8 protein-coding genes are annotated in these 10,649 nt (G+C 66.1%); 2 read left to right on the top strand and 6 right to left on the bottom strand.

Annotated features, from left to right (window positions below):
• Positions 1 to 151 precede the first annotated feature (151 nt).
• From Q7V45_RS23505 to Q7V45_RS23485, 5 genes are read right to left on the bottom strand one after another with little or no spacing between them, the layout of a single operon-like run.
• On the bottom strand, positions 152 to 1,087 hold the full coding sequence (locus Q7V45_RS23505) for a glyoxylate/hydroxypyruvate reductase A (RefSeq protein WP_304856727.1): 936 nt from the start codon (positions 1,085 to 1,087) through the stop codon (positions 152 to 154).
• Positions 1,088 to 1,145: 58 nt separating this feature from the next.
• Entirely contained in the window at positions 1,146 to 2,780 is a 1,635-nt protein-coding gene (locus tag Q7V45_RS23500) for an ABC transporter ATP-binding protein (RefSeq protein WP_304856726.1), read from the bottom strand.
• Complete coding sequence (locus Q7V45_RS23495) at positions 2,777 to 3,796, bottom strand: ABC transporter permease (protein ID WP_304856724.1); 1,020 nt, start codon at positions 3,794 to 3,796, stop codon at positions 2,777 to 2,779. Before Q7V45_RS23495 ends, Q7V45_RS23500 begins: the two co-directional genes overlap by 4 nt.
• Complete coding sequence (locus tag Q7V45_RS23490) at positions 3,796 to 4,899, bottom strand: microcin C ABC transporter permease YejB (RefSeq protein ID WP_304856722.1); 1,104 nt, start codon at positions 4,897 to 4,899, stop codon at positions 3,796 to 3,798. Before Q7V45_RS23490 ends, Q7V45_RS23495 begins: the two co-directional genes overlap by 1 nt.
• A 15-nt stretch (positions 4,900 to 4,914) precedes the next feature.
• Positions 4,915 to 6,768, bottom strand: coding sequence for an extracellular solute-binding protein (locus Q7V45_RS23485; RefSeq protein WP_304856720.1), 1,854 nt, complete (start codon positions 6,766 to 6,768; stop codon positions 4,915 to 4,917).
• Positions 6,769 to 6,938: 170 nt separating this feature from the next.
• Between Q7V45_RS23485 and Q7V45_RS23480 the strand changes: the two genes are divergently transcribed.
• Positions 6,939 to 7,865, top strand: a complete 927-nt coding sequence (locus Q7V45_RS23480) for a glycine/sarcosine/betaine reductase selenoprotein B family protein (protein ID WP_304856719.1) — start codon at positions 6,939 to 6,941, stop codon at positions 7,863 to 7,865.
• A 7-nt stretch (positions 7,866 to 7,872) separates the two neighbouring features.
• Positions 7,873 to 9,066, top strand: a complete 1,194-nt coding sequence (locus Q7V45_RS23475; RefSeq protein ID WP_304856717.1) for a CaiB/BaiF CoA-transferase family protein — start codon at positions 7,873 to 7,875, stop codon at positions 9,064 to 9,066.
• A gap of 147 nt (positions 9,067 to 9,213) precedes the next feature.
• On the opposite strand, the gene Q7V45_RS23470 is transcribed toward Q7V45_RS23475, so the two are convergent.
• The gene (locus Q7V45_RS23470) at positions 9,214 to 10,527 is read right to left on the bottom strand and encodes an OprD family outer membrane porin (RefSeq protein ID WP_304856715.1); all 1,314 of its coding nucleotides are present in this window, start codon (positions 10,525 to 10,527) and stop codon (positions 9,214 to 9,216) included.
• Positions 10,528 to 10,649: the final 122 nt, after the last annotated feature.

Raw genomic sequence — 10,649 nt, 5'->3', positions numbered from 1 at the left:
CTAAACACCATGCTCCAGCGCGGCGAGAAATGGGACCCAAACAGGCACGCTCTCGCTTAAAGCCGGCTCGATTCACCCTGCTCTAAACAATACAGTTGCTCCACTCCGCCGCGCTGCGCGAGGCTCCGGTCGAGACGACGGCCTTTTGGGATCAGTAACCCGTGACCGGGTCGACCGTGTTGATCAGCGGTTGCCCGGCGCGCAGGCGCTTGATGTTCTCGACCACGCCGGGCGAGGCGGTGCGCGGGTTGGTGGCGCCGGCGATGTGCGGCGTGACCTTGACCTTGGGATGCGTCCAGTAGGGATGGCTCTCGGGCAGGGGCTCGGTGTTGAACACGTCGAGCGCCGCCCCGGAGAGGTGGCCGGAGTCGATTGCCGCGAGCAGGTCGTCGTCAACGACATGCCCGCCGCGACCCATGTTGATCAGGTAGGCGCCCTTGGGCAGGGTCGCGAACAGCTTGGCGTCGAGCAGGCCCTTGGTATCGCGGGTCAGCGGCAGCACGTTCACCAGGATGTCGGTGCGGGCGAGGAAGGCGGCCAGCCCGTCCGGGCCGTGGAAGGTCTCGACGCCGGGCAGGGTCTTCTGCGTGCGGCTCCAGCCGGCCGTCGGGAAGCCAAGGGCCGCGAACTTCTTCGCCGTGTCCTGACCGATGGTGCCGAGGCCGGTGATGCCGATGCGGCGATGGATGGTGTCGACGAAGTCCTCGGGCTTCCACAGCTTCGCCCGCTGGCTCGCCGCGTACTTGTCGATGTCGCGATGGTGGCGCAGGGCAAAGTAGATGGCGTATTCGCTCATCTGCCCGACCAGCCCGTCGTCCATGATGCGCGTGATCGGCACGTCGGGCGGCAGCTGGTCATCGGCCAGCAGATGGTCGACGCCCATGCCGAGCGACACGATCAGCCTCACGTTGGGGAAGGAGGCGATCAGGCCCCGGTCCGGCTTCCAGGCCAGGGCGATCTCGATATCGTCCTTGTTCCCGAGACTGTCCCGGGTGCGAAAATCGATCGGACCAAGACCTGCTTCGAGGACCTTGTTCCAGAGGATGCCGTCGGTATCGCGGCTGATATAGGCAATAGCGCCGGTCATTCGGTCTTTTACTGGGGGAGCCTCGCCGGGTCGAGCCCCGTTCCGTCTTTCTTCGCGACTAAGAGGCGACGTTTCGGCCATCGCCGCCGATCGCTTCGAGATTGAAGGCCGCGGCGATGAGGGCCTGTGTATAGGGGGTCTGGGGCGCCTCGAATATCTGCTTCGCCGGGCCGCGTTCGACCACCTTGCCGTGACGCAGGACGACGACCTCGTCGGCCAGCGCCCGCACGACCTTGAGGTCGTGACTGATGAAAAGGTAGGCAAGCTTGTGGCGCTGCTGGAGGTCGCGCAGCAAATCGACGATCTGGGCCTGGACGCTCATGTCGAGCGCCGAAGTCGGCTCGTCGAGCACGATCAGCCGCGGCTTCAGGACCAGGGCGCGGGCGATCGAGATGCGCTGGCGCTGGCCGCCCGAGAATTCGTGGGGGTACCGCTCGCGGCTCGACGGATCGAGGCCGACCTCGCGCAGGACCTGGTCGATCAGGACGCTGCGCTCCTCTCTCGTGCCGATGCCGTGGACTTCCAGCCCCTCGCCCACGATCTCGCCCACCGACATGCGCGGGCTGAGCGAGCTGAACGGATCCTGGAAGACGATCTGCATCTCGCGACGCATCGGCCGCAGCTGGCGCTGGCTGAGCCCCTGGAGGTCGCGGCCGTCGAACCGGATGCCACCCGCGCTGCGTTCCAGTCGCAGCAGGGCGAGACCCAGGGTCGTCTTGCCCGATCCCGATTCACCCACCAGGCCGATCGTATGGCCCTCGCGCAGCGCGAGGCTCACGCCGTCGACCGCCTTCACGTGGCCGACCGTGCGGCGCATCACGCCGCGCCGGATCGGGAAATGCACCTTGAGATCGTCGAGCCGCAGGATCTCGGGCGCGGCAGGATCGGCGGCGGCCGGCCGGCCCGTGGGCTCGGCCGAGAGGAGATGCTGGGTGTAGCTGTGCTGCGGCCGGTCGAAGACGTCGGCGACCGGGCCCTGTTCGACGATGCGGCCCTGGGTCATCACGCACACCCGGTCGGCCATCTTGCGCACGATGCCGAGGTCGTGGGTGATGAACAGCAGCGCCATGCCGTAGCGCGCCTGCAGCGACTTGAGAAGCTTCAGGATCTGCGCCTGGATGGTGACGTCGAGCGCGGTGGTGGGTTCGTCGGCGATCAGCAGGTCGGGCTCGTTGGCGAGCGCCATGGCGATCATCACCCTCTGGCGCTGGCCGCCCGAGAGCTGGTGCGGATAGGCGTCGAGCCGGCTGGCCGCGTCGGGGATGCCGACCTGGTCGAGCAGTTCGAGCGTGCGCTTGCGCGCCGCCTCGCGCGACAGGCCCTTGTGCAGGATCAGCACCTCGTTCACCTGCCGCTCGATCGTGTGCAGCGGGTTCAGCGAGGTCATCGGCTCCTGGAAGATCATCGAGATCCGGTTGCCGCGTACCGACAGGAGGTCCCGTGTCGAGGCGCCGACCAGCTCCTTGCCCTGGAAGCGGATGCTCCCCGTGGGATGGCTGGCCGCCGGATAGGCCAGAAGCTGCAGGACCGACAGGGCCGTCACCGACTTGCCGGAGCCCGATTCGCCCACCAGCGCGACGGTCTCGCCGCGCTTGATGTCGAAGCTGACACCGCGCACCGCGCGCACCGCCTTGTCGCCGGTGCCGAAATTGACGGAGAGGTCCTTGACCTCGAGCAGGGCGGGGTCGCTCACGCCAGCACCTTGCGCGGGTTGAAGGCGTCGCGCACCGCCTCGCCGATGAACACCAGGAGCGACAGCATCAGCGCGATCACGAAGAAGCCGGTGAAGGCCAGCCAGGGGGCGGTGAGGTTGTTCTTGCCCTGCAGCAGCAGCTCGCCCAGCGAGGGCGAGCCCACCGGCAGGCCGAAGCCCAGGAAGTCGAGCGAGGTCAGCGTCGTGACCGATCCCGCCAGGATGAAGGGCAGGAAGGTCAGGCTGGCCGTCATCGCATTGGGGAGGATGTGCCGGTACATGATGCGCGCATCCATCATACCCAGGGCGCGGGCGGCACGGACATAGTCGAAGTTGCGACCGCGCAGGAATTCGGCGCGCACCAGCCCGACCAGCGCCATCCAGCTGAACAGCAGCATGATGCCCAGCAGGACCCAGAAGCCCGGCTGGATGAAGCTCGCCAGGATGATCAGCAGGTAGAGGGTGGGCAGGCTCGACCAGACTTCGAGGAAGCGCTGCATCAGGAGGTCGACCACGCCGCCGAAATAGCCCTGTACGGCGCCAGCGGCGATGCCGATGACCGTGCTGGCCACGGTGAGGGCCAGTCCGAACAGGACGGAGATGCGGAACCCGTAGATGAGGCGGGCCATCACGTCGCGGCCGCTGTCGTCGGTGCCCAGCCAGTGCTCCCGCGAGGGCGGCTGCAGGGTCGTGCGGCCTTCGCCCTTCAGCACCGTGTCGTAGCTGTAGGGGATCGGCGGCCAGAGGATCCAGCCCTTCTCCTCGATCAGCTTCTGCACTTCCGGATCGGAGTAGACGGTGTTGGTCGGGAAATCGCCGCCGAACGTCGTCTCGGGATAGTCCCGGAGCAGCGGCGAGTAGAAGCCGCCATCGTAGCGGATCAGGATCGGCTTGTCGTTGGCCAGCAGCTCGGCGAACAGCGACAGGAAGAACAATAGGCCGAAGATCGCGAGCGAGATCATGCCGCGCTTGCTGGCGCGGAAGGCCGCGAGCCGGCGCCGGTTCATCGGGTTCATCAGCCGCGTGCCTCGAAATCGATCCGAGGATCGACCACCGTGTACATGATGTCGCCCAGGATCCCCATGACGAGGCCGATCAGGCCGAAGAAGTAGAGCGTGCCGAACATGATCGGATAGTCGCGGTTCAGCGCCGCCTCGAAGCCCAGGAGGCCGAGGCCGTCGAGCGAGAAGATCACCTCGATCAGCAGCGAGCCGGTGAACAGCACGCCGACGAAGGCGGCGGGAAAGCCCGCGATCACGATCAGCATGGCATTGCGGAAGACGTGGCCGTAGAGCACGCGGCGCTCGACCAGGCCCTTGGCGCGGGCGGTCAGCACGTACTGCTTGTGGATCTCCTCCAGGAACGAGTTCTTGGTGAGGAAGGTGAGCGTGGCGAAGCCGCCGATCACCATGGCGCCGATCGGCAGCGCCATGTGCCAGAAATAGTCGAGCACCTTGTCGATGGGCCCGAGCGAGCTCCAGTCGTCGGAGACGAGGCCGCGCAGCGGGAACCACTTGAAGTAGCCGCCGCCGGCGAACAGCACCACGAGCAGGAGCGCGAACAGGAACCCCGGGATGGCGTTCAGCACGATGAGGGTGGTCGAGGTCGACACGTCGAAGCGCGAGCCGTCGCGCACCGCCTTGGCGATGCCGAGCGGAATCGACACCATGTAGATCAGCAGCGTGGTCCACAGGCCGAGCGAGATCGACACGGGCATCTTCTCGATGATGAGGTCGACCACCCGCTTGTTGCGGAAGAAGCTCTCGCCGAAATCGAAGACGAGGTAGTTCTTCATCATCAGCAGGAAGCGTTCGCCGAGCGGCTTGTCGAAGCCGTACATCTTCTCGATGCGCTCGATCAGCTCGCGCGGCAGGCCGCGGGCGCCGCGATAGGTGCCCGAGCCGTCCGAAGAATCCGCCGCCGACTTGCGCAGCGTCTCGCCGCCGCTGGAACTGCCGGAGAAGCGCTCCGTCGCGTCGACCGCCGTGCCCTGGATCTGGGACAGCATCTGTTCGACCGGGCCGCCGGGCGCGGCCTGGATGATGAAGAAGTTGACCACCATGATGCCGAACAGGGTCGGCACCACCAGCATCAGGCGTCGCAGGATGTAGGCGATCATGGAGCGGCCGGACGCCTACTTCCTCTCGCGCTGAAGGGCGCGGTCCCTGGCTTCGTCGATCCACCAGGTATCGAAGGCGAAGGGCGCATAGCGGGCGCTCTTCTCCGGCCGGGCGAAGCGGTTCCAGTAGGCGACGAACACCTTGTTGTTGTGCCAGTTGGGCACCACGAAGTTGCTCCAGAGCAGGACGCGGTCCAGCGCCCGGGTGACGGCGATCAGGCTCTCGCGATCCGGGGCCGCGATCAGCGTGTCGATCAGCGAATCGATGGCAGCGTCCTTGATGCCCAGCGAATTGCGGCTGCCCGGCGTGTCGGCGGCCTTCGAGCCCCAGAAGTCGCGCTGCTCGTTGCCCGGCGACAGCGACTGGCCGAAGCCCTCGACCATCATGTCGTAGTCGAACTCGTCCTCGCGGCGCTTGAACTGCGCGGTGTCGACCGTGCGCACGGTCATGTCGATGCCGATGCGCTCGAGGTTCTGCTTGTAGGGCAGCACGACCCTCTCGAAGCTGGCGTCGTTCAGGAGCATCTCGAAGGCGAGCTTCCTGCCCGTCTTCGCGTCCGTCATCTTGCCGTCCTTGATCTCCCAGCCCGCTTCCTTGAGCAGCGCAAGCGCCCGCCGCGCCAGGTCGCGGACGTTGCCGGTGCCGTCGGATTCAGGAAGCTTGAACTCCCTTGTGAAGACCTCCTCGGGGATCTTGCCGCGCAGCGGCTCGAGGTACTTCAGCTCGGCCGCCGTCGGCAGGCCGGACGAGGCCAGCTCGGAATTGCCGAAGAACGAGACGTTGCGCCTGTACATCCCGTAGAACAGGTTCTTGTTGGCCCAGGCGAAGTCGAACATCGTGCCGATCGCCTCGCGCACGCGCTTGTCCTTGAAGTAGTCGCGGCGCGTGTTGAAGGCGAAGCACTGCATGCCGGTCGGCAGCTCGTGCGGGATCTCGGCGCGCTGGATTCGGCCATCGCGCACCGCGGGAATGTCGTAGGCCGTCGCCCAGTTGCGCGCGATGTTCTCCTGGCGGACGTCGAGATCGCCGGCCTTGAAGGCCTCGAACTGGACGGTCACGTCGCGATAGTACTCGTAGCGGAGCACGTCGAAATTGCTGCGCCCGCGGTTCATCCAGAGGTCCTTCGCCCACCAGTCGGGAACGCGGCGATAGGAGATCGAGCGGCCGACGTCGAAAGCGTCGACCTTGTAGGCGCCGCTGCCGAGCGGGATTTCGAGCGACACCTTCTCGAAGTCGCGGCTCGCCCACCACTTGGAGGGCAGGATCGGAAGCTGGCCGATGATCAGCGGCAGCTCCTTGTTGGTGCTGTCGCGGAAGGTGAACAGCACCTTGCGGTCGCCGACTTTCTCCGCCTTCAGGACGTCGTGATAGTAGAAGGCATAGTTGGGCGCGCCCTTCGACTTCAGGATGTCGAGGGAGAAGATCACGTCCTCGACGGTGATCGGGCTGCCGTCGTGCCAGCGCGCCTGCGGCCTCAGGTTGAAGGCGACCCAGGACCGGTCGTCCGGCCATTCGATCGTCTCGGCGATCAGCCCGTATTCGGTCGAGGCCTCGTCGCGCGAGTTCCAGCAGAGCGTGTCCCAGATCTGGGTGATTCCGGCGGCCGGCACGCTCTTCACGATGAAGGGGTGCAGCGAATCGAAGGTGCCGCGGGCGCCCAGCCGGACGCTGCCGCCCTTGGGGGCCTCGGGATTGAGGTAGTCGGGCGGGCCGGCATCGGCCTTGTACTTGGGTTCGCCGTGCATGGCGAAACCGTGGCTGACGTTGACCCTGCCCGCCGGAGCCGGAGTCTGGGCCCGCAGAATCGCCGGCGCGCCGACCCAAAGGGCCGCGCCGCCCGCCAATACGCTGCGCCGTCTGATCGCCATACGATGCGCTCCCCAGCCTGTCCGAACTCGCTTCATATATAGCGCGAGGGAGTTGGGCGGCACTATGGCCGGCGGGTTACATCGGGGTCAGGTTCACCCGGCGTTCCGTGCAGGGCCGTCAGGCGCCCTGCGAATTTGACTTGGGGCAAAGGGGGGTTCAGTTTTCACTCATGGTCGACACAACAGATTTCGCGCCGGAATTCGACACGCCGCTCGAATACATGCGCCGCACGCGCGAGTACTACCTCGCGCTGGGCTACGACAATCCCTATCGCTGGGCGCACTATACCGACGCGCCCTTCACGGCGATGACGAAGCCGCTGAAGGACAGCACGGTCGCGCTGATCTCGACCGCAGCGCCGTATCAGCCGGACAAGGGTGATCAGGGACCCGGCGCGCTCTACAACGCCGCCGCCAAGTTCTATTCGGTCTATTCGGGCGACACGTCGCAGGACCACGATACCCGCATTTCCCATATCGGCTACGACCGCAAGCACACGACGGCGAAGGACAGCAACACCTGGTTCCCGCTGCCGCTGATGCGCGAGTTCGCCAGTCAGGGCCGCTTCAAGCTGGCGGCCCGGTTCCATGGCGCGCCGACGAATCGAAGTCAGCGCGTGACCCTGGAGACCGATGCGCCGGAGATCCTGGCCCGCTGCCGCCAGGACCAGGTCGATGCCGCGCTGCTCGTCCCTACATGACCCGTCTGTCACCAGACCGTGAGTCTGGTCGCACGATATCTCGAACGGAACGGCATCCCCACCGTGGTGATGGGGGCGGCGAAGGACATCGTCGAATGGGCCGGCGTGCCCCGGTTCCTGTTCAGCGATTTCCCGCTGGGCAATTCCTGCGGCAAGCCGCACGAGCCCGACACCCAGCGCTTCACGCTCGATCTGGCGCTGAAGGTGCTGGAAAGCGCCATCGGCCCGCGCACGACGGTGCAGTCGCCGCTGCGCTGGACGGAAGATGGGGACTGGAAGAACGACTACAACAATCTCGAGCGCATGCCGCCCGAAGAGGTCGCCAAGCGGCGGGCCGAATTCGACAAGGTGAAGCAGGTCGCGCTCAGCCAGCGCAAGCAGGCGGGCGTGGCGTAGGAGTGACATGAGCAAGCCGTTCAAGGGCGTAAAGGTCGTCGATTTCACGCGTGTGCTGGCGGGGCCCTACGGCTCCTACCAGCTCGCCCTGCTCGGTGCCGACGTGGTCAAGATCGAGTCGCGCGAAGGCGACGACATGCGCTTCGGCACCCGGTCCAACGACTGGGAGAAGCGGGGCCTCGCGGCGCCCTGGGTCGCGGTGAACGGCAACAAGCGCTCGATCACCCTCGACCTCAAGCAGCCCAAGGCGATCGAGGTCGTGAAGCGCCTGGTCGAGACGGCCGACGTGGTCGTCGAGAATTTCCGGCCGGGCGTGATGGACAAGCTCGGCATCGGCTACGAGACGCTGAAGAAGATCAATCCGCGGCTGATCTACTGCGCCGTGTCGGGCTTCGGCCAGGTAGGCCCTGAGTCCAAGACCGCGGCCTTCGACGGCATGATCCAGGCGATGTCCGGCCTGATGTCGATCACCGGCTTCGAGAACAACGGCCCCACGCGCGTGGGCTTCGCCGGCGCCGACGTGATGTCGGGCGCGACGGCGGCGCTGGGCATCGCCTCGGCGCTGTACCAGCGCACGCATACCGGCACGGGCCAGCTCGTCGACGTCGCCATGATCGACTCCGTGATGGGCTATCTCGCCCAGCAGTTCACCGAGCACCTGATGACCGGCCGGGTCCACGGCCAGGCCGCCAACCTGTCGGTGACTCGCAAGCCGACGGGCAATCTGTTCAAGACGAAGGACGGCTGGATCGTGCTGGCCGTCATGACCGACCCGCAGTTCAAGCGCCTGATGAAGGTGCTGGGCCGCGAGGAGGTGCTGGACGATCCGCGCTTCGTCGACTGGGCGACCCGCATCGCCAACAACACCGCCCTGCACGAGATCGTCGAAGGCGCGATGAAGACCGAGGATTCAGGGGTCTGGATCGAGCGCTTCGCCAAGGCCGACGTGCCGGCCGGCCGCGTCCACAGCATCCCGGAGACCGCGCAGCTCGACCTGTTCAAGCACCGCACCGTGCTGCAGACCGTCGAAACCGAGCATGGGCCGATCAAGGTCGTCGGCTCGGGCTTCCGGCTGGAGCATGGCGGCGGTTCGATCGACCGTCCGCCGGCGACGCTCGGCCAGCACACCGACGAGGTGCTGAAGGAAGCCGGGTACTCGGATGCCGACATCGCCGAGATGCGCAGCGCGTTGGTCGTCTAGCGTCTGACGATCATTACCACGAACCTCATGCTGAGGAGCGCTCCGCAGGAGCGCGTCTCGAAGCATGGGCGCGAGCACCCTGTCTGTTGCCCACCCTTCGAGACGGCGCTTCGCGCCTCCTCAGGGTGAGGTGAGGGCCATGCGCCGTTACTGGCGCAGGCGAGGACCCTTCCAGGTCAGCTCGTAGTTCAGCTGCACGCGGTACTCCGTATAGGAGGTGACCGTGTTGTTGAGGTACTGGTCGACGAAGGCGACTCGGTTGCGCAGATTGAACGGCTTCAGCCAACCGGGCGCGTTCGGCATGGCGTCGCCTCTGATCGCAAGTTCGAGATCGTATTCCCAGTTGTTGGAGAGCGCGGCGTGCGTCTGCGGATTGACGGCGCTGCCGCCGTAGGTCGCCGTCGCGAGGAAGATCACGCCGGGAAGACCCGCGCCCTTGAAATCGTAGCTGGCGCCGGCCGTCACGGCCATCTCGCCGGCCCGGTTGAAGTCCAGCGACTGCATCTTGTTATAGCCGATGAAGATGCCGTAGGGGTTACGCCAGGCGGCCGCCGAGCCGATCTGCGTGTAGGACACGCGGAAGGCCATCGGGCCCCAGAAGGCATCGGCGCGGAAGCCGCCCCAGAAGGTGCTGAAGGGCTGGCCGGTGAGAAGGTTGAGGCCGTTGCTGCCCTGCACCGCGAACTGCGCGGCGAGCGCGACACGCAGGTTGTCGTTCACCTTGATCGTGCCGCCGACATCGCCGTAGCTCGACCACAGGATGTCCGGGACATAGTAGGTCGAGGCGCGGACCTGCAGGTCGCTCATGCTGCCGTATTTGGCGCTGAAGAGGGCCATGCCCTTGTTCACATCCGGCGCGCCGGCCGCTTCGCCCATGTTGATGAAGGCGGAATAGTCGCGCGGCTTCATCGCCGCCACGTAGCCTGCGAAGTAATTGACCGGCCCGAGCGCGCCGCGCAGCGCATAGGCCTCGAAGGTCTGGGGAATCTCGCGGTTGTCTCGCGGATTGACCTCGAGCTCATCGAGATATTGCCGGAAGACCGTGGCGGTCTGGTTCTTCCAGCGGACCGAGGCGTAGGCCTGGCCGAGGGTGAAGTAGCCGTATCCGCCCGGCTTGAGCAGCGACGTGCCATCAGAGGTGGCGTTGCGGCCCTGCGGCGCCCAGACGGGTTGTGTCGTATAGCCGACCGCGCCGAGCTGAAGCGTGTCGTAGAACCATCCGGTCTGCAGGCCCACCCAACCGCCGGTGACGATGGCCGCCCGGTGGGGCGGCCTCTGGTTCTGCCGGTCGAACAGGTAGCTGCGCAGGCGCAGGATGGCCGTCGCCTCGTCGTAGAGGAAACGCTGCAGTTCAGCCTTGAGTCCGGTGTCAGGCGGTTCCGCCGGCGCCGGCGCCTCCTGGGCGTGACCCAGCTTGGGCGGCGCAACGGCCAGCAAGGCAAAGGCAATCCAGCTGGTCATTCTGGCGGACAGTGGTGCTTGCACCATCGGCTATTCCCCCACGCTTGCTGGTCAGGGCTTAGAGGGAAGCGGTTACGGAAATGCGGAGCACCCGCGACAGTTCGCGAACGCGAGCTTGAGAT

Source organism: Reyranella sp., from assembly GCF_030651995.1.
In the GTDB taxonomy this organism is placed as follows: domain Bacteria; phylum Pseudomonadota; class Alphaproteobacteria; order Reyranellales; family Reyranellaceae; genus Reyranella.
This window is presented reverse-complemented; position numbering and strand designations above follow the sequence as displayed.

Excerpts from the sequence above, each read along its gene's own strand:
- Q7V45_RS23505 (WP_304856727.1), bottom strand. The coding sequence starts at position 1,087 with ATGACCGGCGCTATTGCCTATATCAGCCGCGATACCGACGGCATCCTC.
- Q7V45_RS23495 (WP_304856724.1), bottom strand. The coding sequence starts at position 3,796 with ATGAACCCGATGAACCGGCGCCGGCTCGCGGCCTTCCGCGCCAGCAAG.
- Q7V45_RS23490 (WP_304856722.1), bottom strand. The coding sequence starts at position 4,899 with ATGATCGCCTACATCCTGCGACGCCTGATGCTGGTGGTGCCGACCCTG.
- Q7V45_RS23485 (WP_304856720.1), bottom strand. The coding sequence starts at position 6,768 with ATGGCGATCAGACGGCGCAGCGTATTGGCGGGCGGCGCGGCCCTTTGG.
- Q7V45_RS23475 (WP_304856717.1), top strand. The coding sequence starts at position 7,873 with ATGAGCAAGCCGTTCAAGGGCGTAAAGGTCGTCGATTTCACGCGTGTG.
- Q7V45_RS23470 (WP_304856715.1), bottom strand. The coding sequence starts at position 10,527 with ATGACCAGCTGGATTGCCTTTGCCTTGCTGGCCGTTGCGCCGCCCAAG.